Consider the following 25,404-nt stretch of genomic DNA (forward strand, 5'->3'; position numbering starts at 1 on the left):
GCTTGTCAGTTAAGCTTTTGAGGACGCCGCAACGGGTAACGTTGCGGCTTCTTTTTTACCGCTCTTGGATAATGTCTTTGCCGTCGGGCTGGCAGGACGAAGCTTTCAGCCATCGCCAGGATTTCATTCATCACTTTCGGCACCTTTCCCGGAGCCACCGCTGGCAGTATGCTCAGTTGCGCTGTTAGATACAGTGCAGCCTGTTTAAACCCTATCTGGTAAGGCTCCACGTTTTTCAGGCTGTAAGCCATCTGTGCCATCATGAACCTCAGCAGGTTATAAGCCAGCACTACACCCCAGAGTTCCTGTCTTATTAGCTCTGGCTTTCTGCTTCTCAGCGTCAGTTCATTTTGCAACAGATGCTGTTTCATTTCTCTGAAGCCATGCTCGATTTCCCAACGCTGCCCGTACAGGTCAACGATATCAGCTTTAGGGTAACGTAACGGATCGCACATTGACGTCAGGATCTGTATTGTTTTTCCGTTGATTTCTTTACTTATCAACCTCGCCGTCAGTGTTTGAGGCGCATCTTTCCATTTCTTACGGGCCTGAGGGGGTAAGCTGAGTTCGACCAGTTCATGTCCTGCACCCAGCTTCTCGCGCACCTGATACTGCGCGCCTTTGCGCAGTGGGATCATCCAGTGTTTTTCTGTTCCTGATGACCACCAGTGGTGAAGCAACCCGAGTGCATAGAAGCCTTTATCCAGTATCGTCAGTGAGTGGTCCTGCGTCTGCCCGGCCAATTGAGCGGCAAGGTCAACTTCGCTGGTTTCTGACACGCTGCCAAAGCTCACACCGGATAACAGATGACTGGTCACTTCCATCTGACAGACCATACGCAGCTGTGGCCAGTCGGACTGGGCATACTCATTAGCTGTTCGTCCAAAAGCAGCATCATTTTCCGGCGTGTCCGGTGTTCTCCACAGAGTGCTGTCTACAGCCATCAATGTCAGACCGTTCCAGTGGGATAACGGTGTTTTCTCGAACCAGAGTTGGCGTGTTTTCTCGAAAACCAGTCTAACCACATCTTCCCCGAGCCGCTGACGGGCTTGTACCACGGCGTTGGGTGCGACAAAAGGACGCTTACCCGGCAGCATAATATCGAGATGTGAAACCAACTGATTCATGGAAAATGAGCGGAACAAGGACATACCGGCGACAGCCCAGACCATCATCTCCATGGGGAGACGGCGCTTGCGAAGCGTCACGACCCCGGTATCAGCCAGGCACTCATCGATAAGCTCAGGTGAGAGCAAATCAGACAGTGCAGCAAACTCTTTAGGAGAGAATTTAAGAACGGCATCAAGCGCCTGACTCAGTAACATAAAAAAATCCGTAATCTCAGGGAGATTACGGATTTTCACACAGAGGTAGGATCGTTCAAGTGATCCTTAACTGATCGGCATTATGCCCTGAGGCACCGTTTTATTTTTTTACCAGCAAAAACTTATGGAAAGTTCAGCGATTAGCCGTAGATATTGGCGCGATCACGTAACTCTTTACCAGGCTTAAAGTGAGGAACGTACTTACCATCCAGCTCCACTTTATCACCCGTTTTTGGGTTGCGACCCACACGCGGGGCACGGTAGTGAAGAGAAAAACTGCCAAATCCACGGATCTCAATGCGTTCACCATCAGCCAATGTTACAGCCATATGTTCAAGCATCTCTTTCACTGCATCCTCAACGGTCTTCGCAGGGATATGAGATTGCTGACTAGCAAGTCTTTCGATAAGTTCAGACTTGGTCATAATTCCTCCAAGATTTGCAGCTAAACTACCGTATCGGGCGGCCAGAAACCGCCCCCCGTCATTACTCGCCTTTAGCCGCTTTGAAAGCTTCAGCCATTGCGTTAGAGAAGTTGTTGCCTTCTTCCTGTTTGTGGTTAACAGTTGCGATGGCATCTTTCTCGTCAGCTTCGTCCTTAGCACGTACAGACAGGCTTACTACGCGGTTCTTACGGTCAACGCCGGTGAACTTGGCTTCAACTTCATCACCAACGTTCAGAACCAAAGTTGCATCTTCAATGCGGTCGCGAGAGGCTTCAGATACACGCAGGTAACCTTCTACACCACCTGCTAATTCAACTGTAGCACCTTTAGCGTCAACTGCGGTGACTTTACCCGTAACAATAGTCCCTTTCTTATTAATAGACAGGTAGTTATTGAAGGGATCTTCAGCCAGTTGCTTCACGCCCAAAGAGATACGCTCGCGCTCTGCATCAACTTGCAGAACAACTGCGGCGATTTCGTCACCTTTCTTGTAATCACGAACTGCTTCTTCGCCCGCAACATTCCAAGAAATGTCAGACAGGTGAACCAGGCCGTCGATGCCACCATCCAGGCCGATGAAGATACCAAAGTCAGTAATAGACTTGATTTTACCTTCAACACGATCACCCTTGTTGTGAGTTTCTGCGAACTGCTGCCATGGGTTAGATTTGCACTGCTTCAAGCCCAGAGAAATGCGACGACGTTCTTCATCAATGTCCAGAACCATCACTTCCACTACATCGCCCACGTTAACAACTTTGGATGGGTGGATGTTTTTGTTGGTCCAATCCATTTCAGAAACGTGTACCAAACCTTCAACACCTTCTTCGATTTCTACGAAGCAGCCGTAATCAGTCAGGTTGGTAACACGACCTGTGAGTTTGGTGCTTTCAGGGTAACGTTTCGCGATAGCCACCCATGGATCTTCGCCCAGTTGTTTCAGGCCCAGGGAAACACGAGTACGCTCGCGGTCAAACTTCAGCACTTTAACGGTGACTTCATCACCCACATTGACGATTTCACTTGGGTGCTTAACGCGTTTCCAAGCCATATCAGTGATGTGCAGCAGGCCATCTACGCCGCCCAGATCAACGAATGCACCGTAGTCAGTGAGGTTCTTAACGATACCTTTAACTTCCATGCCTTCTTGCAAGTTTTCCAGCAGTTGATCGCGCTCTGCACTGTTCTCAGATTCAATAACCGCACGACGAGAAACCACAACGTTGTTACGCTTCTGATCCAGCTTGATGACTTTAAACTCAAGCTCTTTGCCTTCCAGGTGCAACGTGTCGCGTACTGGACGCACGTCAACCAGGGAACCTGGCAGGAACGCACGAATGCCGTTCAACTCGACGGTGAAGCCACCCTTAACTTTGCCGTTGATAACACCGACGACAGTTTCAGCGTCTTCATAAGCTTTTTCCAGCGTGATCCATGCTTCGTGACGCTTAGCTTTCTCACGGGAAAGCAGGGTTTCACCGAAGCCATCTTCAACAGCGTCCAGCGCAACGTCAACTTCGTCACCAACCTGGATTTCCAGCTCGCCCTGTACGTTTTTGAATTGCTCAGCCGGGATGGCAGACTCAGACTTCAGACCAGCGTCAACCAGTACGACATCTTTATCGATAGCAACGACAGTGCCACGAACGATGGAACCTGGACGGGTTTCGATTGTTTTCAGCGATTCTTCAAAGAGTTGAGCGAAAGATTCAGTCATGTTGTTAATCTTCAGGATTCTTTAGTTTAACGTCCATCCAGCATCCCGCCGAATGGGGTTGTTTCACATACCCCGCCATTGGCTCCATGCCGACAGAGTTTAGGTTATAGGGGTAAATTTTACCCAATACATTGCGGTATTTCTATGAAAAATAGGGTAAAAAAACCAACAGCGCCACCACACTTATTGCTGCGGTAACGCCATGACTTTCCGTACATACCCCAACGCTTGCTGGATGACTTCCCCGATCGATAAGCTGGTTGAATCCAGCACAAAGGCATCGGAAGCAGGCACCAGAGGCGCGATAGCCCGATTACGGTCACGGTCATCCCGTTCCCGTATCTCGGCTAAAAGACATTCAAAGTTAACATTAAAGCCCCTTTCCTGCAACTGTAGCCTACGGCGCTGCGCTCGCTCTTCAGCGTTGGCATCAAGGAAAATTTTAACCGGGGCATCCGGGAATACCACCGTGCCCATATCGCGGCCATCGGCAACCAGGCCAGGCTCCTCACGAAACGCGCGCTGGCGGCGTAGCAACGCCTCGCGCACCCGTGGTAACTTAGCCGCCCGCGAGGCGGTGTTGCCGACGGTTTCGGTACGGATTTCATTACTGACGTCCTCACCTTCCAAAACCACCAGCAGCTTGCCATCCTGAGCGACAAAACAAACATCGAGATGTGCGGCCAGCGGAACCAACGCTTCCTCAGAAGTGATATCCACCTGATGATGTAACGCCGCCATCGCCAGCACACGATAGATCGCGCCAGAATCAAGCAAACGCCAACCAAGGGATTCGGCTATGGCTTTACACAGCGTGCCTTTGCCAGCGCCACTTGGCCCATCAACGGTTATCACCGGGGCTGTAGCCGTCATTTCTCTCTCCTTCAGGTAGAAAACCTCGCAGGAACATAGCCAGTCCTCAAATTAATATGAAGGTCTGGTTGCCAGCGCCCCTGCCGATTGCCCAATAGGGGGCAGATACTGCGGCGTATTATACGCTGCCATGCGGTGAACTGTTACCTCGGAACGGTCTGGTTGTATGAAAATAAGCGTATAACCGCGAAAAAGCATAGAAAAACAACGATTATTCGGCAATAAATACGATAAATTCCCACCCAAGGAGCCTTGAAAGAAATGCTCTGATCGTTACGCCAACCGGCTGATCCGCGCTAGCTGTTCGAAATAGTCTGGGAAGGTTTTCGCGGTGCATTGCGGGTCAAGGATGGTAACCGGTGTATCCGACAACGCTACCAGCGAAAAACACATCGCCATGCGATGATCGTTATAAGTGTCGATAGCAGCGAACTTCAGCTTAGCGGGCGGCACCACATGGATAGAGTCCTTACCTTCGTCAACCTCTGCGCCCACTTTACGCAACTCGGTGGCCATCGCCGCCAGACGGTCGGTTTCCTTCACTCGCCAGTTATAGACATTGCGCAAGGTAGTCGGCCCCTTGGCAAACAGTGCAGTGGTAGCAATGGTCATCGCTGCATCTGGAATAGAATTCATATCCATGTCGATGCCGCGTAGTTCACCGTAACTACACTCGATAAAATCATCGCCCCAGGTGATGCGCGCACCCATTTTTTCTAACACGTTGGCAAACTGGGTGTCACCCTGCACACTTTTGCGGCCGATACCGCTCACACGCACGGTGCCCCCTTTAATCGCCGCTGCGGCCAGGAAGTAAGAGGCTGAAGAAGCATCCCCCTCCACCAGGTAGTCGCCCGGTGAACGGTAAGTTTGACGTCCCTGAACGTGGAACACCCGATAATGGTCGTGGCTAACTTCAACGCCGAAGCTGAGCATCAGGTGCAGCGTAATGTCGATGTAGGGTTTGGAGACCAACTCACCCTTGATATGGATCTGCGTATCCTGCGGAGCCAGCGGTGCAGTCATCAGTAACGCGGTCAAAAACTGGCTGGAGACGCTACCATCGACAGTGATATCGCCTCCCAAGAAACCGCCACGCAGGCGCACTGGCGGATAATCGGGTTGTTCCAGATAATCAATTTGCGCGCCGCCCTGGCGCAATGCGTCCACCAAGTGGCCGATCGGACGCTCTTTCATACGCGGTTCCCCCGTCAACACCGCATCGCCATGACTCAGACACAGCGCCGCTGCCAGTGGCCGCATCGCAGTGCCTGCATTGCCGAGGAACAATTCCAACGGCTGGTCAGCCGCCAACGGCCCGGCAGCACCGTCAACTTGGCAGACGGTGCGATCAGCGGAAAGCCGATAGTTTACGCCCAATGCCCGCAATGCATTCAGCATATGCCGCACATCGTCGCTGTCCAGCAGGTTGGTAAGCCGGGTCGTTCCCTCCGCCAGCGCCGCCAGCAGCAGGGCACGGTTGGATACACTCTTGGAACCGGGTAAGTTGACGGTGCCATTGACCAAAGCGACCGGTTGTAACGTCAGTGAATCCACCATGTAAACAAAACTCTCCAAATTCTGATAAACGGAACGGCTCCGAGAATAATGCTGGAGCCGCCTTACTACACAAGGACAATAGCGGTAAGTAGCCCACCGCTCTCAGTAAGTACAACCAGTATGCACAGGGACAGCGCACAGCAACCGTAGCGTACAGGGAGTCCTTGAGCAGGGTGAACCCTGCCCATGTCTAAAATGGTAAATAAAATAGCCTAATGGGATAGGTTCTTACCCGTGGCGGCGTTCAAAATCGTTCATAAAGTCGGTTAACGCCTGCACACCAGCCAGCGGCATGGCATTGTAAATAGAAGCGCGCATGCCGCCAACCACCCGGTGACCTTTCAGCGCCTGCAAGCCGATGGCTTCCGCTTCGCTGAGGAACACCTTATCCAGCGCTGGATCTGCCAACTGGAACGGCACGTTCATCCAGGAACGGTTGGCGCGCGCCACCTGGCTGTGGTAGAAATCGGAGTTATCGATGGTGGCGTACAGCAGTTCAGCCTTGGCCTGATTGCGCTTTTGCATCTCCATCAGGCCACCCTGCTCTTTCAGCCATTTGAACACCAGGCCGGAAAGATACCAAGCAAAGGTCGGTGGGGTGTTGAACATCGAATCGTTCTCGGCCAGCACGGTGTAATCGAGAATCGACGGCACTTCACGGCGAGCCTTACCCAGTAGATCTTCACGTACGATCACCAGCGTCAGGCCAGCAGGGCCGATATTTTTCTGCGCGCCGGCGTAAATCACACCGAAACGGTGCACCTCCAGCGGGCGAGACAAAATGGTCGAGGAGTAATCGCCGATCACCACTTTGTCACCGAAGTCCGGTATTTCATCTATAGCCACGCCGTCGATGGTTTCATTGGGGCAGTAGTGGACATAAGCCGCGCCATCGCTGAGCGGCCACTCTTTCATCGGTTTGATACCGCTCAGGTTACCAACATGGGTTTTCACGTCGATGACGTTCGGCGTGCAATATTTCTGTGCTTCGTTGATTGCGCTATGCGCCCAATAGCCGCCGTCGATGTAGTCAGCGGTGGTTTTATCCCCCAGCAGGTTCTGCGGCAATGCGGCGAACTGTGCACGAGCACCCCCATGGCAGAACAGCACTTTGTAATTAGAGGGAATTTTCAGCAGATCGCGCAGATCCTGTTCGGACTGCTGGGCAACGGCGATAAATTCTTTACTGCGGTGGCTGATTTCCATTACCGAAGTACCCAGTCCGTGCCAGTTGCACAGTTCCTGCTCCGCGCGGCGCAACACTTCAACCGGCAGCATTGCCGGGCCAGAGCTAAAATTATAAACCTGTGTCATTTCCCCTCACCACTTTCACTCTATTCGCCGCAAGAAGCGGCCTGTCAAAATACACCCGAAGTTAACGCTCATGCTAACTATCCCAGCGGTTTTATCACTCAGGTTACGCGGCTGCAATGCTTATTCTTCGCTCGCAAGCTAGCACGGTGCGCAATAACAGGCTGTATGTATGCCCGTAAGCGGCGCTGGCGGTCATTGGAACGCACAGCAAGGCGGTGGGTGGGCCATACTAGGAGTGCCCAAATGGCCCAGCCCTTCGGGCCGCATCCCAAAAGCCGGTACTCCACATTGTTAGGCACCCTGCGCCTTGACTACCGGCTTTTGGAACTGCGACGCCGCCACGCTCAATAACCGGACACAGCCCAGGAATACATGGAGCTGAGGCGTAAAACCCCATATCATCACGCGTTTTAGTGCGCTTAAAAAGTGAAGACCCTGACGCAAACTTTTATCCTTAGCAAAGACGCCGCACTGGAAGACTCCATCACCTGTTTCCAACAAAAGCTGAGCGATTTCCGTTTTAATATCGAAGAAGCCTCGTGGCTTAACCCGATGCCACACCTCTGGTCGGTTCACATCCGTGATCGCGATTGCCCGCTGTGCTTTACTAACGGTAAAGGTGCCAGCAAAAAAGCCGTGCTGGTTTCCGCTTTAGGCGAATACTTCGAGCGCCTGCCCACCAACTATTTCTTCGCCGATTTTTATCTGGGCCAGCAGATCGCCGAGGGCGATTTCGTGCATTACCCCAATGAAAAATGGTTCCCAATCCCCGCCGATGGCTCACTACCGGCGGGCATCCTTGACGAGCGCTTGCACGCCTTTTACGATCCAGAGCAGGAGCTGAGCGCCAGCGATCTGATCGATTTGCAATCCGGCAATGGTGATCGCGGTATCTGCACCCTGCCGTTTATCCGCCAGTCTGACCAACAAACCGTTTATCTCCTGATGAACATCATCGGCAACTTGTACATTTCCAATGGCATGTCTGCCGGCAACACCACTACCGAGGCTCATGTGCAGGCGTTGTCCGAGGTGTTCGAACGCTATGTGGAAAACCGTATTATCGCGGAAACCATCAGCCTGCCGGCGATCCCTACCGAGGTGCTACAACGCTATCCAGGTGTGCTGGCAGCCATCGCCAAGCTGGAAGAAGAAAGTTTCCCGATCTTGTCTTACGACGCTTCGCTGGGTGGAAACTATCCGATGATCTGCGTGGTACGGTTCAACCCAACCAATGGCACTTGCTTTGCCTCGTTCGGTGTTCATCTCGACTTCGGCGTAGCACTGGAACGCACGGTGACCGAGTTGCTACAAGGACACAGCTTAAAAGCTCTCGACATGTTCACCGCCCCAACGTTTGATAATGACGAAGTCGCCGAACACACTAACCTGGAAACTCACTTTATCGATTCCAGCGGCCTGATCTCTTGGGACATGTTCAAACAGGATGCGGATTACCCATTTATTGACTGGAGCTTTAGCGGCAGCACTCAGGAAGAATTCGCCACGCTGATGCGCATTTTCGATCAGGAAGGGGCTGAAGTTTATTTTGCCGACTACCAACACTTGGCCGTCTACGCATGCCGCATCATTGTGCCGGGTATGTCCCGGCAGAAGACCTGCTGGTGGCCAACCACAGCATGGGTGCACACCTGCGCGATACCATGCTGACGTTGCCGGGCAGCGAATGGGAGCCGGAGGAATACCTGGCGCTGATCCAGTAGTTGGACGACGAAGGGCTGGACGATTTCACCCGTGTGCGCCAGTTGCTGGGTATTGCCAGCGGTAAAGACAATGCCTGGTACACCCTGCGCATCGGAGAATTGAAGTCGATGCTGGCGTTGGCTGGTGGCGATCGGGATCAAGCGCTAATCGGGACTGAATGGACGCAGGACTTCAACGCTTCCGTCTGGAGCCAGGCGCGCTGCAACTATTATCGTTGCCTGCGGACTTTGCTGCTGCTGGCGCAGGAGCCTGAACGCAACCCCGTGCAGTACTATGACGCTTTGGTGAAAATGTATGGTCAGGAAGCGGTCGATGCTGCTTCTGCGGCCATCAGCGGCGAGGCACATTTCAACGAGTTGTTCGCTGTTGACAGCGATTTGAAAGCGCTACCGGCTCATCAGGCGCTATAGGCAGCCTACGAAAAGTTGCAGAAAGCCAAACGCCGCCTCTGGGCGCAGGCGTAACCTCACTTTACTCACGCCGGTACATAGTGACCACCGGCGTTAATCTTATCACCTTATTTTATTTGCCATTTTGCACCTGAGCAGTGCTCACCCTCATCACGGACTCCCTACGCACCGGTTGTTACACGCTGTTCCTGTGCAAACTGGCTGCAACAATGTACGCCTGCTATCCGCTTTCTCATCTTCCTGAGTTCGTTCTGCTCTGGTAGGCAGGCTGATATTCATCGCCTTCGCGGCCTTTGAAGTAAGTGTAATTCTGGTCGAGGACCCATTTTGCCGCTTCGAGTTTAAACTCAGTAGTAAATGCTTTGTTCATTGGTTCACCTTTAAAATTTTGAGGTGAGCATAACACCTCAACTTAGGTGACCAAATTCAGTGTGCCACTACAGTCCAGGTCAGCGGGTTCAGGTCAGCGGGTTAATGCCTAAATGCACGGTCATGATGCTCTCCTTAATATTAATGCTGCCTGCGCTCGCGCCACAGGGCGATCAGCAGCAGATAGTTGTCCTGATGCGAGCCACCAACTGCGCATCGTCGATGTCGCGTTTTAGCCAGGCCTGCGACGCTTCATCGAACAGCGTGCGACCTACTGCCCCCCCTTACTATCGAATAGTTGGCTGCGGCGTTAAAACCTTCGCACCGCACTTCCAACGGCGCATCGAACCCAAGGATCACCACGCCACGGCAATAGGGATCGCGTTTTTCTACCAGTTCGCTCAACGCTGCCCAACCTTCGCTGCTCAGCGGCGGGAGTTTCCACCAGTCGGGATAAATGCCCAGATTATAGAAACGCGAAATGGCTCGCAGATAGAGGTCGTCGCTACGCGGCATATCCGCCGGCAAAATTACCTCCAGCAGCATCTCAAGGCCGGACTGGCAGCAGGCACGGTAGATCTCAGTAATCTTTCGCTCCTGCTCTAGGCGCAGAGCGTGAGCGTCTTCTGGATGAAAAAACACTAGGCACTTAACAATGTGTTCCTGCGGCCAACTAATTAGCTGCGAGCCGATATTGCCGTGCTCCATCTCCAGCGGGCGCGAGCCAGGCAGTTCAATCGGGCGGCCGATCCGCCAGCCTTCGCCAGTAATCGAGTTGAGCGCGTCCTGGCCGAAGGTTCCATCGCACAGCAACCCGGCTTTGCTTTCCAGCCCGGCACGCTGAGCTGCCTCGCGACTGGCCTGCAAAATCAACTGCTTCAGCACCGGTATGCGGTGCAAATCAGCCGCGCTTTTTATTGCCATCTCTTCCAGTTGGCTACGGTGGTCGAAGGCCATCACGCAGAGTTCCGGTCACTGACGGCGGCGGGTTGTCACACGGTGAAGATGATTGAGGCGAATATCGAGATCTAGACGCGGAACCTGATGTTCACGCGAAAGATAATCATCCAGCTCTATTTTACTGGGCATCGCCGTGGCGCGACACCACTAGTGCTCCGCAGACATTCGCGTAGCGACAAGCCCGTTCCCAGCATTCGTCATTGAGATAGCCGCGCAGAAAACCGGACATAAACGCATCCCCCGTACCCAGCACGTTGAGCACTTCAACGCGCACACCGCTAACGTTAATGCCACTCGCCATAGAGTCCAGAATCAGCCTGGGGAATACCGAACAGCCCTGTGTGCTGCGCTTACAGACTAGCGTGGCTTCCGTTACCTGGCGCACATGTTTCAGCACGGTCAGTACTGCTTCGCGGGTGCGCGGGTGAGAGAGATGGGTACCGGTGATGGCGAGGCAGTGCGAGGAAGCAATGTATTCCTCGCTAAAATCGTCGGCAGTAATCGCCATATCCGTGCAGTTGTCACGGTAAAAAATGAGCGGAAAAGTATCACGATCTTTAATGCCTAGCAGTACTAACGCCGTCAATCGCTCGTTGTCAGTGATCAAATGACTGGTATCGCAGCCGACCTGGTTCAGCTCTTCACGCAGAAAACGCCCCATATGTTCGTCGCCAATGTGCGCCAACCTTGAGGACTTCAGCCCCTGCCGTGCAAGTGCCGTAGGCCACGTTTCCCGAAGAGCCGCCGAGATAACGAGCAAAGCTGCTGGCATCCTCTAGCCGCGCGCCAATCTGTTGGCTGTAGAGACCTACCGCGATCCGCCCCATACAAATCAGATCCAACTGCTTTTGTTTCATGCTTCGTTCTCAGACAACGTCAGATACGTTTACCCATCGCCCCTGTTGGTGAGATAGGGCTATAGCATTGAGGATGCGCGAGACTTTCCAGCCCTCTGCAAAATCTGGCCACAGCGGCACGTCGGCGGCGATGCCGTTGATCAGATCGCGCACTTCCACCGTTTTTTGATCGTTAAATCCGATCCCATGCCCTGCGCCCATGCAGAACGAGCCGTAATCAGGGTGAGCCGGGCCAACCAGCAGAGTTCGGAATCCCTGGCGCTCTTCAGGATCGCTTTGCAGATAAAGCTTTAGTTCCGCCATGCGCTCCTGAGTAAAGCTCATTGCGCCTTTGGTGCCAGTGATCGCCCACGTCAGCCCCATTTTTCTGCCGCTGGCAACACGCGAGGTTTCAATCATGCCATGCGCACCGCCCTCAAAGCGCACCATGGCATGGGCCTGATCCTCATTTTCTACCGCAATATTTTCGCTACTGCCAGCGGAAGCCGGGCGCTGCGGCACCACAATTTTCAGATCGCCACAAACCTCGCGAATATCACCAACCAAGTACTGCGCCATGTTGACGATGTGCGCCGCCAGATCGCCTAGCGCGCCCAGACCGGCCATCTCTTTGAAACAGTGCCAGTGGATCGGCACAAGAGGATCCGCCATATAGTCTTCGTTATGGGTACCGTAAAAGTGGATCACTTCGCCGATCTCGCCGCGCTTGATGATCTGTTTTGCCAACTGCGCAGTCGGGTTCTTTATATAGTTGAAGCCAACCAGCGTTTTTACCCCAGCAAGCTCGGCCGCATCTACCATCAACCTTGCATCGCGGGCGTTGAGCGCCAGCGGTTTTTCCGAATAGACGTGCTTGCCGTGGCGAATCGCCTCCAGCGCCATCTCTTTATGCAGATGGTTCGGGGAACAGATATCCACTACATCGATATTTGGATCGGCCACCAGCTCGCGCCAATCGCCAGTAGAGCGTTTAAAGCGGAAGGCTGCGGCACGTTTTGCCGCAAGCTCTGGGGTTACCTCCGCCACCATTTCGCATACCAGTTCACCTTGTAGATCAAATACCGTTGGTGCCTGAGCGTAGGCAATGGCGTGAGCTTTGCCAATGTAGCCAGTGCCGATTAAACCAATTCTGACCTGTTTCATCTGCTATTCCTGAATTCGTAAACTGATCCTCCCCCCATATCTCTTCCCCAAAGAGAGAGAGGGAGAAAAAAGTTGTTAACCTGAGGGCGAAATTCACCTCAAAGCGCCCCGCGACGGTTTTTAGCGTAGGTATCAAACGCCACCGCCAGCACGATAATCAGCCCGGTAATGATTTGCTGGTAGTAAGCCGATACATTCATCAGCACCAGCCCGTTAATAAGGATACCCATGATGATTGCGCCGATGATGGTGCCGCTAATGCGCCCGTAGCCGCCCATCAACGAAGTGCCGCCGATCACCACCGAGGCAATCACCCGCAGTTCAAAGGAGATCCCGGCCACCGCTTCGGCACTGCCCAGACGAGCGCTGAGCACAAACCCCGCCAGCCCGGCAAGGCAGCCAATCACCACATATACGCTAACCAGTACGCGCTTGACGTTGACCCCAGCGAGGCGTGCCGCCTCAGGGTTGCCTCCGATGGCATATATAAAGCGCCCCCAGCGAGTTTTGTGCAGCACCAGATAGCCCAGGATGGCAACAATGGCGAAGATCCAGATAGGAATCGAGATGCCTAGCATTTCACCGCGCCCCCACCAACGGTAGCCTGCATCAAAGCCGGCAATCGGTGCACCATCGTTGATAACCAGCGTCAGACCACGCCAGATGGTCATGCTGCCCAGGGTGACAATGAAAGGAGGCAGGCGCAGGCGAGTGACGCCCAGACCATGAATGAAGCCAATAATCGTTCCAAGTGCCAGACAGATCCCCAGTCCTAATAGCCAGCTAAAGCCGCCCCAGGCATTAGGATCAACGGTGGTGAAGTTGTCACCCTTAATCACATAAGCCGCAGTCATCGCGCAGACGGCAAGTATCGAACCAACCGAAAGGTCGATGCCGGCAGTGAGGATGACGAACGTCATACCTACTGCGATGATCCCATAGATAGAAACCTCAGTCAGAATGTTGAAAATATTACGCTCAGTTAGGAAATTGCTGTTCTGCGACTGGAAAAAGATCAGCAATAAGAACATAAAGATCAGAATCCCGAAGCGTTCGAAAAAGGTGATGGGATCGAAGCACGAGGCATGCTGCGACGGGCCATGGGTTTTGGATATCATCTGCTTTATGGGCTCCCTCGTTATGCGGCGCTTAAGGCGTTATGGTCAATGGCCATGAGGGTCATCAGCCGTTCTTCATTGGCATCATCGCCGTGCAGTACACCGGTCACGCGCCCTTCGCTGAGTGTGATGATCCGATCGGACAGCGCAAGGATTTCCGGCAGATCCGAAGATATCACGATCACCGCAACCCCCTGTTTAGCCATTTCGAACAGCACCTGATGAACTTCAGATTTGGTTCCCACGTCAATGCCGCGCGTAGGCTCATCAACGATCAGTATCCGCAGATTAAGCGCCATACAACGCGCCAGAATGACCTTTTGCTGGTTACCGCCAGAGAGCTTACGCACCTCCTGCTCGGCGTTAACCATCTTGATTTGCAGCGCCTGACGGTAGAACTCAATTAGCGTGTCCTCTTTACGCGGGCTAATGAAATAGCGCCACGTCAGCAGCGATGAAAGACTGGAAAGCGTCAGGTTGTCGCGAATCGACAATCCAAGCGCTACCCCCTCTTTTTTACGGTCTTCCGGCACCAGCGCGATGCCCTGATCCAGCGCATGCATTGGGTTCTGTGGCTGATAAGGTTTACCGTCCAATTCAAAGCTGCCAGTGGTGAATTTATCCGCCCCGAACAGGCACCGTGCCACTTCGGTACGCCCCGCGCCCACTAGGCCGGCAATGCCAAGTATTTCCCCGGTGTGAACATGAAAACTAATGTCTTCCAGCGCGATACCAAACGGATCGAGCGGCGGCTTCACGCGGCTTAACCCCTTCACGGACAGGCAAACGGGTTTATCTTCATGATGCGTGAGGCTTGGATCGCGGCGGTTAAACACTACGTCGCGCCCCACCATCAGGCGAATAATCTGCTCGACGTTGCTCCCGGCAACGTTGCCGGAACCGGTATAGCGGCCATCCTGGAACACCGTAAAGCGGTCGCACAGCTGGAATACTTCGTGCAAGCGGTGGGTAACGTAGATAATGCTGACGCAGCGGCCTTTAAGTTCGCGTACCACGCGGTGCAGGCTTTCTACTTCACTATCACTGAGCGCAGCAGAAGGCTCATCCATGATGATTAGTTTGGCGTTAAGCGTCAGCGCACGGGCAATCTCCACCATCTGCTGCTGTGCCACGCTAAGCCGTGCTACGGTTGTCGTCGGCGCAACGTTAAGCTGTAAATAGTCCAAAATGACCTGCGCTTTCTGGTTTACCGCTTTGCTGTCAACAATCAGGCGGCGGCACGGCTCGCGGCCAAGAAACATATTTTCTGCCACCGTCATATTCGGCAACAGGTTAAATTCCTGGTAGATGGTAATGATGCCTTTGTTTTGGCGCTCTACCGGTGAATCCTCTTGGCCAAGCGTTTCGCCGTTAAACCAGATTTCACCACGTGTTTGCGGCTGCGCTCCAGCCAGCGCTTTTAGTAACGTAGATTTCCCCGCGCCGTTCTCCCCCAGCAGAGCGTGGATCTCTCCTTGCTCAACGGTGAGCTGGGCGCTGCTCAACGCCCACACGCCGGAGAAACTTTTCGCCAGGTCGATCACTTTCAGTAAGGGTTGCGACATCAGACTGTACCTCTGTAGCGCCCGCCCACAGGCGGGCATAGTCAGGCTTATTGACCGGCTTCGCCGATGCGCTCTGCTTGATCGAGGTTATCTTTAGTGATCATCGTCGGTGCGTAGTCGGCTCCAGTGATCGCCTTCTTCTCACGGATATTGGCAACCAACTGGCTCATCGAGGTTTTTACTGCGAAGCCAGGACGCTGATCGGCAGTCACCGCCAGCCAGCCGTCACGTACTCGCGCCAGCGCTTCTGGCACCGCATCAAAACCGGTCACCATCACTTCACCCGGCTTTAGGCTTTGCCCCCGCAGCGCTTCGATAGCCCCCAGCGCCATATCGTCGTTTGCCGACAAAATCACCTGTGGCTTTTTCGGCAGCGAAGGCAGCACGCTTTCTACAATGCGCATCCCTTCAGAGCGCATCCAGTTGCCGCTCTGTTCGGCGACGATCTTATATTTATTACCACCGGCTTTCAGGCCGTCGTGGATCCCTTTAGTGCGTTCAATGTTGGAGGAAGAACCCGGTTGGCCAGTTAGCAGAATGATCCTCGCGCCGTTAGGAAATTTTGACTTCACGAAGTCAGCCACCGCCAGGCCGCCTTTGTAGTTGTTCGCGCCGAAGTGCGGCACCTTTTTCGCGCTGGTAACCGAACGGTCGAGGGTGACCACCGGCAGTTTGGCATCTTGAATTTCACCTACCGCGCTGGATACAGCGTTGACGTCATTCGGCGAAACGATAAACCCCAGAGCGCCGCCAGTGATGGCGTTTTCCAGGTCTGCCACCTGCTTCGGCGAACTGCCCTGGCTATCGAGTACTTGCAGCCTGACGCCCATCTCTTTGGCGGCTTTCACGGCGGTACGCTGCATATGAACTTCAAACGGCATCGCCAGGTTCGGAGTGCTAAAAACAATTTGTTCGTTTTCAGCCAGCGCCGGAGCCGTAGTCAGGGCAATGAGGGTGGCGAAGATGAGCTTTTTCATGATTCTCTCTTAATGTGTGTAGGGTCATTGAAAGTTACAAAGCAACTTCACGCTGGCTACTCAGTGACTCCAGCGCCTTGTCGGCCAGGTACAGGGCGCGTTCACCATCTTCGCCGCTGCACTCAGGTTTGGTCTCGCAGCACAGGACGGCAATAAAGTGCTGCCATTCAGCGGCGTAAGCATCTTTGTAGCGCTGGAGGAAGAAGTGTTCAGGCAGCGCGCTGTTACAGCTGCTGGCGCTGAAGTGTTCAACCTGATTTTAGGTTGCTGCCCTGAGCATACTACTGACACTGGCTCTTCACCCATAATGAAACGCGCCATATCGAAGTCGTGGATCGTCATATCACGGAATATACCGCCGGAAACACGCACGTACTCAGCCAATGGCGGAGACGGATCGCGGGAGATAATCACCAAAGATTCCGGTTTGCCGATGCTCCCCTGCACCGCTTCATTTTTCACTTTGCGGAACTGCAGGTCAAAACGGTGGTTAAAACCAATAAAGAGTGAAACATTATGCTCTTTCACCACTTTCAAGCAGTCACGCACACGGACCAGATCGAGGGGCACCGGCTTTTCGCAGAAGATAGCTTTGCCGTGCTTTGCGGCGAGTGCGATAAGGTCGGCATGAGTCTCTGTCGCCGAGGCAATCATCACCGCATAAACGTTAGGATCGGTCATTGCTTCATTCATACTCTGTTGGCGTGCCTGGTATTTGCTGGCAATGCATGCGGCGTTTTCTTCGTTTGGATCGACAACCGCCCAGAGGGGGGAGTATGGATGGGCGGCAATATTCGCGGCGTGGATCTGGCCGATGCGGCCGGCTCCCAGTAAAGCAATGTTAAACATAGCGGCTCCCGATATTGGCACAATTGTTGGGTCATGTGCCAGATTCCCCCAACTCTGCGTGCAGTTGGATGACAACCCCTTAAATAAAGAATTTATTTCATTTCAATACAAGATGAAAAATTCATTTTTTGCCATTTAGTTAACATTTTGATGATTTATAAGATTCTTTTTGATGCCAAAATCACAAAATTTAGCAAATTGGAACAGTACTAGATGAGGGAGCTGCGCGTGAGAGCGCGCACGTCACAAGAGGGAGAACCATGAAGAGATAAATGAAATGAACATTCCGGTGCCGTCATCGGGTGGTCAATGTCATCGCGAATGACAGCCCAACGTGCGAGTGATGTGCTGCAAATGGCACTCTGGCGGCGTAAACGTCCGGAAAATGTCATTGTCCATACCAACCGTGGTGGTCAGTACTGCTCAGCGGAATATCAGGTGTTGCTGAAACGACATAATCTGCGCAGGAGTATGAGCGCAGATTAGACGTCAACTACCTTGGCCAGCGTGTTGCCTCATCAATTAATGTTACTTTTGTGCTTCACATAAAATTTTACCATCAGCACGAGTTCCATAGACCAGTTCTCTGACCACTTTGGTCCGCCATTCCTGCAGCCTGCGTTGCAGCGTTCTACGATGACCTTCAGTAAATTTACCAGGGTATTCGTCATCAAGTTTGAGCAGTAATTCTGTACTGCCTAACTGAGGTTCATTTCTCAGCCAGACCTCTATTTCATTCCAGACATCCGCGAAGGGATCCACCCGGGTTCGCCAGTGACGGGGCTTCGATGGTGCCGGATGATGAAGGGGATTCACAGCACCTTCCTGCCATGCTGTAGAGAGTCCCTGTAAGAACGCGGTTAAGTCGCTGTTTTTGTCCCCAACCGGATCCCCAACAGCTATTCACGCTAACTGATATTGATAAAGACGAATATTTTCCAGTAATTTCAGTGGGTCAAAAGCATGAATACGTCAAAATGGTGCCGGAGTTCAGAACGCAAGGAATGAAGCTCGATCAGGCGATTGTAGGGTGTTTTAGGGGCATCATGCCTGCGGGCCGCTTTCCCACCAATGCGTTGTGCATCCGGCAGTTTGAACGATAGTTGAAAAAAAGTAATAAATAATCGGTTAGCCATATACATCTGGTTCATCGCTTTTACTGCATGTTCACCATCAAGACGGCCGTATCCCGCCAGCTTTCTGACCACAGAACCATTTTTTTGCTCTATCCAGGCCTGATCGTTTTTCCGGTATGGGCGGGAACACGTCAGCGCGATACATCTGGCAGAACAGTATTCAAATAAGGCTTCGTTGATAAATTCAGCACCATTATCAACATCAAGGCCGAGAGGCGGGAATGGCAGACTCTTTTGAACCTTATCAACGGCCCGGATGATCAACTCAGCATTACGTGCTGGCAGCGCCACACATTCTGTCCATCCGCTGGCGATATCTGTCAGCGATAGCGTCCACAAAAAGGTACCGGAGAGATGGCGACCACAGTGTGCCACGAGATCCATCTCCATAAACCCCGGTGAATGGCGTTCATGCTCAGTGAACATCCTGACCGGGATACTTTTACTGACGCAATTAACCACCCGGTTACGCTTTTTACCGGCGATGGTATGCGCCTCTTTCAACAGGCGATCGATTGACGATGCACTGACTTTCAACACCTGCTCGCGGAGTGCCGGATCCAGACAGAGATGACCATGCTTTTCCATCGCCGGAATGAGCTGGGGTAGTAAAGCCTTGAGACGCTTGCCGCATAAACGGTCTGAAGCCTCCCAAAGAACCAACAGAGCCTGCTGAACGGCTGCACCATAAACAGAACGAGTCGGGGCTGAGCGCCGCTGTTGGCTGCCATTGGTGACGGTACCATTCAGTAGCCGGATTGCTGACTTGCGATGATACCCACTGACCAGTATGAACTCTTCGAGAATTCGGGTTTTCTCGGCTTTAATGGCAGCTTGATAGCGTGTTTTCAGCGCCCGTAGCAACTGAAGACGGGTGTCCATTGGCAAAACAATGCATTGCTCACAGGTGCACCTTTGGCTGGTTATTTGTCACCTCACCAAAGTAACAATTTCAATGAGGCAACAGTGTGTGTTCGGTAACAAAAATGCTGAGTCAATGCGTCGGACGGGGTAATATTACAATCGCTGAGTCCGCCACAGCGCCTGTGGCGGACTCAGCGCGGAACAGTTTGAATACCAGACGCTCGCATAGCGAGCGTGTCCACATTACGCGGATAAGATCACGACTCCGTGCGGGCGGCTGACGCAGTGGGGCTGACGACGCTGCCTGTACGGGGTAGGAGCCGAAGGGGGCAGGAAAAAATTTAAGTAATCTTAAGGAAGTTATTAGAAGTACATTCAGCATAAAAAACAAGCTAAAAAACCACACAAAGGAATACAGGCGATTGATAAGTATAGAAAAAAACTGGATGGATATTATTTTTTCCTTTCTTTTTTCTATTCGTGAATTATTTTTGATGCATAAATCACCTTCACATATCTAACTGTAATACCTAAGAAAAAAACCTCATTGCGTTTATTGTTTAATAAAAAAATAAGATTAGGATCGAATCCTATTAAACTAAAAAATAAGCTATCACCTATGTAAATTTTCAAAAATTAGATCCCAACACGATTTTGTGAACTTCTTACAAAAATCTTCTTATAATTTCGTCTAAATGCCATTTAAATCAGAGAGTTTTTTAAGATAGCAATCAAAGTTTTTTCACACCAAAAAAACACCCTCAATTAATTCATCTTAATCTTAATGTGAGGCAGTATTTTTTTTGTTGACGCAATTAGTTTTCCATGTTTTTATCTTCCTTGTTAAGTGACCTTTATCATTCACGTCACTTTTCTAAATTTTAATAAATTATTAATATTAAGGAGAACATCATGATTGGCGGATTAAATAACTAAGCTATAAGGGTGGCCATCATGCCACCCAACCTATATTTAACTTATAAGGGTACTACTTTGAATGATATTTATTCACTAGGAAGATATGTTATCTTTCAGGAGCTAGGTGACACTCGACTTATTGGCGTAGGCTCTAAACAGACAGTTATTGAATCGCAGTTCATGTGGCAATGCATTATCAATCTATCAGAGCTTGCCCGGAGACGTCCTACTTTACAAAAGCTTCGGGAATATGATGAAAATTCATCAAATCCTGGAACACTCCAATTCCTTCTCGATAATAATTTCATAATCAAAGATACCGATTTAATTTCAACAAGTCGTTACAACCGTTCCCTATACTACTATCAAAGCATTGGGCTTTCTCCAGAAGATGTGGAAACATCCCTAAAAAAATCAAGAGTAACTATTCTCGGGTGTGGTGGAATAGGCAACCATATTGGTGCCGCACTAGCTACTAACGGCATTGGAACAATCAATTTAGTTGATGGCGATCATATTGAACTATCCAATCTTACCAGACAAATACTCTTTGATGAAAATGATATTGACGCTCGAAAGGTAGATGTTCTTGCCAAGCGTTTACGTGAAAGAAACTCACACTGTCGGATACATACTTTTGATACTCATATTAACACCATAGATGATCTTAAAGAAATACCAGAGTCAGATATTATCATTGTCTCTGCTGATTCATCAGGTATAGTAAATCTTGTAAATATTTTTTGTGTTGAAAACAAAAAGACATTTATAAATGTCGGCTACATGAACGATATAGCAATTTGGGGTCCATTTGTTATTCCAGGAGAAACAGGTTGTTATGCATGTGGTAGCCTACGCATTGGGCTAATAGGTAAGGATAAAAATCTCAATAGTAATGAAGATCGTTTAAGAAAATTAAACCAAGATTTCAAAAGTGCTACCTTTCCACCAATAAATGCTACGGCGTCGGCATTGGCAACGAGCGACATCATACGCTATCTTGCAGGTTCAAAATCTATATCATCGCTTAATAAAAGAATTGGTTTTCACGATCTAACGCTTAAGTTAGAAACACAAGATTTCTCGATAAATGAAGAATGTATAGTATGTCAAAATCGGTAAGTTTAGTTAATGGTGTTGGGATCTCATTCGGGTGCGTCCGAATTCTTATCGGCGCATTTTCTGTTGTATATCTCCTCGACCATGGGTTGACACTGACTGAAATTGGATGGATAAAATCATTCCAAGCTGCCGTGATTGTATTTGTGGATATACCACTATCTCACATTTCTGATAAATACAGCAGAAAGTTTTCCATTACTCTTAGTGCTTTTTGCGCTTCTATATGGTTATATCTCACAGGGGCAAGCGATCACTTTTATGGTTTTTTGGTTGCTGAATTTTTCAATGCTTTATCTTTAGGCTTAATGTCAGGAACTTTTAATTCATATCTTTATGATGTTTCTAAAAATAATGATAAAAATGAAATCGCTGAGAAAATTTTTTCACGATATCAGAAAAATCATTTTTTCTTCATGGGAATTTTCTCTCTTGTCGGGGCTGTTCTTTACTCACAGAATAATATTAATGTCTGGTATATTTCTGCTGCACTTATGTTTTTAGTTTTCATATCCTCTCTTTTCCTACCAAAAGACAACCTCAATAAATCTGGTAATTCCGCAACTCTAAAAGAGACTTTAAATAATATCATGACTTCAGTTTTTGGTAAGAAGTCTGATACTAAAAACTTTATTTTTATCAACATTGTTTTTTCTATGTTCTTACAAATACTAATTCAATATTGGCAGGTCATGATGACCTACAGTTCAGAGTTTCTTGATAAAAAGATATTACTCGGCGTTGTATTTTTCGCAATTCTAATGTCGCAATCTCTTGCAGGGCTTGCTATAGAGAGATCTAAAAACAAACTAGTGCTAAAAATAACTTTATCTTTCTCGTTGCTTTTATCTGGATCTTTTTCTGTTATCAGCATGTATTATCCAATTTTAACTTTACCATCGTTATGTTCGATTTTCTTCACTATGTCTACATTTGCCAGCCTAAGTCTCTCTCAGTTAGTAGAAAATACACCAAGAGATATTAGGTCCACATTACTATCTTCACTCGCTGTATTATCTAAGATAGTCATGTTTATTATAATGCCCATTTCTGCAATACTCATTAATAAACTTGGTGTGAACTTTAATCTTATCCTCATCCTCACCATGTTTTTTTGCATCAAATACATCATTACTCCAACAGACAACAGAGAATGAGGCGAAATGTGTTAAGCAGTGAATAAATTACGTCAAGGGGCGTGACGCTCAACGGAACGGTTTAACACGCAAAGGATTTTTGTCCGATAAATCAGAACACTAAGGACAGTTAAAAACAGGGATAAAATGGCATCTTTTAAATCGTAAAATGGCAAATAGTGTACACGTATTTCTGTTAATCGATTTTTCAGACAGTTTTCTCGCCTAAACGTGAGTTTTCGTTCCACTGAGCATCAGCCCCCTGGTAGAGATCCTCGACCAGAATTACACTTATTCAGAGGCCGCGAAGGCGATGAATATCAGCCTGTCTGCCATCAACCGCTGGGGGGGTAATGACTCCAATTGGTTGAATTTGATCTACAATGCAACCTTGTGAGGTTTACTCTTGGCTTGCGTTAATGTTTATTGTCCCCGTTGTGATTCTGCTTTGGTTTATCGCCATAGTCAAAATCCTAAAGGCCAAAGCTGTTTCCTTTGTCGTGAATGCTGTTCTGTATTCCAGTTGACCTACACTTATCAGGCCAGAAAACCGGGGGTTAAAGGGCTAATCGTTGATATGGCCTTTAACGGCGCAGGCATTCGGGATACGGCAAGAACGCCAAAAGTCGGTATCAACACCTGTTTAGACACCAACGACTTTATCCGCCGCTATGACCTGGTGATCGACGAACTGCTGGATGCCACCGATTTGGTGGATGCTGGATCTGAAACAGACGAACGACGATATCCACCAAAGCCTTGGTTGGCGTTTCTAACTGGCGCATGTTGGAATGCGCTCGCTACCTGGCAAAGCGCAATCAGCACTCATAGGTTGGCTATGTCATTGTGCCGGGCTGGTCAGACGATGACAAGTCAGCGCATATGCTGGGTGAGTTTACCCAAAACATGACCAACATCGAGAAAATAGAACTGCTGCCTTATCACCAACTGGGCAAGCACAAATGGGAAGTAATGGGTGAAAAGTACACATTAGACGGCGTACAGCCACCTAAGCCCGATACGATGGATAACCTCAAAGCCATCCTTGAGAGCTACAGCCATAAAGTGATGTATTGAACCATTGCGACCCAATGCGAAAACCAGCAGCATAGGCGAGTGTTTTATTTTTTCAGCAATATCAGCGCCAGCGCAGCAGTCATAACAAACAGCCAACGATCAGCCTAATTTGCACGGCAAGCAAAAAAGGCAGGTGTTTCCGACAGATGACTCGGTGCGGCTGGCGATGTGTCATTTTATTATCGAGTTCAGTGATCGCCTAAGCGATCGCGGTAATACGGTATCAGCGCCTGGGGATTAATCAACCTCATCCCTGAGGTTCGGCCTGCGGCCCAGCGCAAGCACTGTTCAAATCGGTTACCGACCGATTTGAACAGCATTGCCGCCTTCCTGCCACTCGAATTATTTAGGGTATAGCATTATTTATAGGCGCTTTTCAGCCGATAAATTCCCCCCCCCCCATATAAGAACGCAACACTTCGGGCACCTGAATGCGGCCATCGGCCTGTTGGTAGTTTTCCAACACCGCAACCAGCGTGCGGCCCACCGCCAGGCCAGAGCCGTTTAACGTATGCACCAAACGCGGTTTCTTCTCGGTTTTGCTGCGGTAGCGCGCCTGCATGCGCCGTGCCTGAAAATCCCACATGTTGGAGCAGGACGAGATCTCGCGGTAGGTGTTCTGCGCTGGCAACCACACTTCCAGATCGTAGGTTTTGCATGCGCCAAAACCCATATCACCGGTGCACAGTAACACTTTACGATACGGCAGGTTCAGCAGTTGTAACACTTTCTCAGCATGGCCGGTCATTGCTTCTAGCGCCGCCATCGAATCTTCAGGACGCACGATCTGCACCATCTCAACTTTATCAAACTGGTGCATACGGATCAGCCCACGGGTATCGCGGCCATAAGAGCCGGCCTCAGCTCGGAAGCATGGCGTATGCGCAGTCATCTTTAACGGCAGGGATCCTTCTTCCAGGATCTCGTCGCGTACCAGGTTGGTCAATGGCACTTCTGCGGTTGGGATCAGTGCATAATTGCTGTTGTCGGACTCTTCTTCCAACAACTGGGTGTGGAACAGATCTTCACCAAACTTCGGTAGCTGACCCGTGCCATACAGCGTGGTATGGTTAACCAGATAGGGGACATAGGCTTCCAGATAGCCGTGCTGTTCAGTATGCAGATCCAGCATGAACTGCGATAGCGCACGGTGCATACGGGCTATCTGCCCTTTCATCACCACAAAACGCGATCCAGTGAGCTTGACTGCTGCGGCGAAATCCAGCCCCCCAGCCATTTCCCCTAGATCGACGTGGTCGCGCACGGCGAAATCATACTGGCGCGGCTCGCCCCAGCGGCTGATTTCCTGGTTTTCGCTATCATCTTTACCACACGGTACAGAATCGTCAGGCAGGTTCGGTAGCGTTAAAGCGTAATCGCGGATTTCACGCTGCAACGCATCCAACTCAGTCTTGGCGGCGTCTAACTTTTCACCCAGTTCATTCACTTCGCCACGTAGCGGTTCAATGTCTTCTCCGCGCGCTTTGGCCGTACCGATGGATTTCGATCGGGAGTTACGCTCTGCTTGCAGCGCTTCAGTTTTAACCTGTAGAACTTTGCGGCGTTCTTCCTGCGAACGAAGCAGATCCAGATCGAGTTTAAAGCCTCGGCGAACCAGTTTGGCGGCGACTGCGTCTCGCTCATTACGCAGCAAATTGGGATCGAGCATGCTAATCCTGTGCTTATGTTATTGAAAGAAAGTTTGTGTTTTATACCCATTACGCTTCAAGTTGCCTGTGCGCTAGCTTTCCACTCTCACTCCAGTCACTTAACAGTGTAAGCTTCTGGGGATGAATAAACCTCATCCTTGGGGTTAAGCCTGCAGCCAGCGCAAACGCTGTTCAAATCGGTTCCTGACCGATTTGAACAGCGTTTGCGCCTTCCTGCAACTCGAATTATTTAGGGTATATACGGCTGATCTATCGCCATCTCAAGGAAGAGTGATA

The 25,404-nt window shown here is 50.5% G+C and carries 17 protein-coding genes and 5 pseudogenes; 6 read left to right on the plus strand and 16 right to left on the minus strand.

Features of this window, described 5'->3' with window-relative positions; all coding sequences use genetic code 11:
• Nucleotides 1-5: 5 nt before the first annotated feature.
• The 6 genes from SYMBAF_RS10370 to serC form a co-directional block, all read right to left on the minus strand.
• The gene (locus tag SYMBAF_RS10370) at nt 6-1,325 is read right to left on the minus strand and encodes an IS4 family transposase (RefSeq protein WP_040265351.1); all 1,320 of its coding nucleotides are present in this window, start codon (nt 1,323-1,325) and stop codon (nt 6-8) included.
• A gap of 140 nt (nt 1,326-1,465) precedes the next feature.
• Complete coding sequence (gene ihfB, locus SYMBAF_RS10375; protein WP_040265349.1) at nt 1,466-1,750, minus strand: integration host factor subunit beta; 285 nt, start codon at nt 1,748-1,750, stop codon at nt 1,466-1,468.
• Nucleotides 1,751-1,811: 61 nt separating this feature from the next.
• The gene (gene rpsA / locus SYMBAF_RS10380) at nt 1,812-3,488 is read right to left on the minus strand and encodes a 30S ribosomal protein S1 (protein ID WP_040265347.1); all 1,677 of its coding nucleotides are present in this window, start codon (nt 3,486-3,488) and stop codon (nt 1,812-1,814) included.
• A 183-nt stretch (nt 3,489-3,671) separates the two neighbouring features.
• Nucleotides 3,672-4,361, minus strand: a complete 690-nt coding sequence (cmk, locus tag SYMBAF_RS10385; RefSeq protein WP_040265345.1) for a (d)CMP kinase — start codon at nt 4,359-4,361, stop codon at nt 3,672-3,674.
• A gap of 273 nt (nt 4,362-4,634) precedes the next feature.
• Nucleotides 4,635-5,921: a 3-phosphoshikimate 1-carboxyvinyltransferase gene (gene aroA, locus SYMBAF_RS10390; protein WP_040265343.1), complete on the minus strand. Its 1,287-nt coding sequence runs from the start codon at nt 5,919-5,921 to the stop codon at nt 4,635-4,637.
• 228 nt (nt 5,922-6,149) lie between these two features.
• Nucleotides 6,150-7,235 carry a 3-phosphoserine/phosphohydroxythreonine transaminase gene (gene serC, locus SYMBAF_RS10395; RefSeq protein ID WP_040265340.1) on the minus strand — a complete coding sequence of 362 codons (1,086 nt, stop codon included), beginning with the start codon at nt 7,233-7,235 and terminating at the stop codon, nt 6,150-6,152.
• Nucleotides 7,236-7,670: 435 nt separating this feature from the next.
• On the opposite strand from serC, the pseudogene ycaO reads away from it, so the two are divergent.
• A pseudogene (gene ycaO, locus SYMBAF_RS10400) lies at nt 7,671-9,370 on the plus strand (30S ribosomal protein S12 methylthiotransferase accessory factor YcaO).
• 232 nt (nt 9,371-9,602) lie between these two features.
• Here the strand turns inward: ycaO and SYMBAF_RS10405 are convergent.
• The 7 genes and pseudogenes from SYMBAF_RS10405 to SYMBAF_RS10435 form a co-directional block, all read right to left on the minus strand.
• Complete coding sequence (locus SYMBAF_RS10405) at nt 9,603-9,740, minus strand: hypothetical protein (protein ID WP_160289799.1); 138 nt, start codon at nt 9,738-9,740, stop codon at nt 9,603-9,605.
• 140 nt (nt 9,741-9,880) lie between these two features.
• Nucleotides 9,881-11,556: pseudogene (gene iolC, locus SYMBAF_RS10410) on the minus strand (5-dehydro-2-deoxygluconokinase).
• 9 nt (nt 11,557-11,565) lie between these two features.
• Complete coding sequence (locus SYMBAF_RS10415; RefSeq protein ID WP_040265339.1) at nt 11,566-12,699, minus strand: Gfo/Idh/MocA family protein; 1,134 nt, start codon at nt 12,697-12,699, stop codon at nt 11,566-11,568.
• 98 nt (nt 12,700-12,797) lie between these two features.
• Nucleotides 12,798-13,817 carry an ABC transporter permease gene (locus SYMBAF_RS10420; protein WP_149590809.1) on the minus strand — a complete coding sequence of 340 codons (1,020 nt, stop codon included), beginning with the start codon at nt 13,815-13,817 and terminating at the stop codon, nt 12,798-12,800.
• Nucleotides 13,818-13,837: 20 nt separating this feature from the next.
• The gene (locus SYMBAF_RS10425; protein WP_040265335.1) at nt 13,838-15,382 is read right to left on the minus strand and encodes a sugar ABC transporter ATP-binding protein; all 1,545 of its coding nucleotides are present in this window, start codon (nt 15,380-15,382) and stop codon (nt 13,838-13,840) included.
• 47 nt (nt 15,383-15,429) lie between these two features.
• Nucleotides 15,430-16,359, minus strand: a complete 930-nt coding sequence (locus SYMBAF_RS10430) for a substrate-binding domain-containing protein (RefSeq protein ID WP_040265333.1) — start codon at nt 16,357-16,359, stop codon at nt 15,430-15,432.
• 34 nt (nt 16,360-16,393) lie between these two features.
• Nucleotides 16,394-17,208 (minus strand): annotated as a pseudogene (locus tag SYMBAF_RS10435) (Gfo/Idh/MocA family oxidoreductase).
• Between the two features lie 285 nt (nt 17,209-17,493).
• On the opposite strand from SYMBAF_RS10435, the pseudogene SYMBAF_RS10440 reads away from it, so the two are divergent.
• A pseudogene (locus tag SYMBAF_RS10440) lies at nt 17,494-17,688 on the plus strand (DDE-type integrase/transposase/recombinase); the annotation flags it as partial.
• A 48-nt stretch (nt 17,689-17,736) separates the two neighbouring features.
• On the opposite strand, the gene SYMBAF_RS10445 reads toward SYMBAF_RS10440, so the two are convergent.
• Together SYMBAF_RS10445 and SYMBAF_RS10450 are read right to left on the minus strand one after the other, a co-directional pair.
• On the minus strand, nt 17,737-18,024 hold the full coding sequence (locus SYMBAF_RS10445) for a hypothetical protein (protein ID WP_152609121.1): 288 nt from the start codon (nt 18,022-18,024) through the stop codon (nt 17,737-17,739).
• 131 nt (nt 18,025-18,155) lie between these two features.
• Nucleotides 18,156-19,226 (minus strand): integrase catalytic domain-containing protein, encoded by a 1,071-nt coding sequence (locus SYMBAF_RS10450; RefSeq protein WP_052447772.1) that lies wholly within the window; start codon nt 19,224-19,226, stop codon nt 18,156-18,158.
• Between the two features lie 936 nt (nt 19,227-20,162).
• Here SYMBAF_RS10450 and SYMBAF_RS10455 point away from each other — a divergent pair.
• From SYMBAF_RS10455 to SYMBAF_RS17780, 4 genes and pseudogenes are all read left to right on the plus strand, one after another.
• A complete protein-coding gene (locus SYMBAF_RS10455; RefSeq protein ID WP_052447771.1) occupies nt 20,163-21,248 on the plus strand; it encodes a HesA/MoeB/ThiF family protein in 1,086 nt (361 codons plus the stop codon).
• A complete protein-coding gene (locus SYMBAF_RS10460) occupies nt 21,233-22,402 on the plus strand; it encodes an MFS transporter (RefSeq protein WP_052447770.1) in 1,170 nt (389 codons plus the stop codon). The genes SYMBAF_RS10455 and SYMBAF_RS10460 overlap by 16 nt, the downstream gene beginning before the upstream one ends.
• Nucleotides 22,403-22,787: 385 nt before the next feature.
• Nucleotides 22,788-23,033, plus strand: a pseudogene (locus tag SYMBAF_RS10465) (IS1-like element transposase); the annotation flags it as partial.
• A 254-nt stretch (nt 23,034-23,287) separates the two neighbouring features.
• Nucleotides 23,288-23,458 carry a hypothetical protein gene (locus tag SYMBAF_RS17780; protein WP_171840336.1) on the plus strand — a complete coding sequence of 57 codons (171 nt, stop codon included), beginning with the start codon at nt 23,288-23,290 and terminating at the stop codon, nt 23,456-23,458.
• Between the two features lie 376 nt (nt 23,459-23,834).
• Here the strand turns inward: SYMBAF_RS17780 and serS are convergent, their stop codons facing one another.
• Nucleotides 23,835-25,127, minus strand: a complete 1,293-nt coding sequence (gene serS, locus SYMBAF_RS10475; protein ID WP_040265331.1) for a serine--tRNA ligase — start codon at nt 25,125-25,127, stop codon at nt 23,835-23,837.
• Between the last annotated feature and the right edge of the window lie 277 nt (nt 25,128-25,404).

The sequence above is a fragment of the Serratia symbiotica genome (assembly GCF_000821185.2).
GTDB classification, from domain to species: domain Bacteria; phylum Pseudomonadota; class Gammaproteobacteria; order Enterobacterales; family Enterobacteriaceae; genus Serratia; species Serratia symbiotica.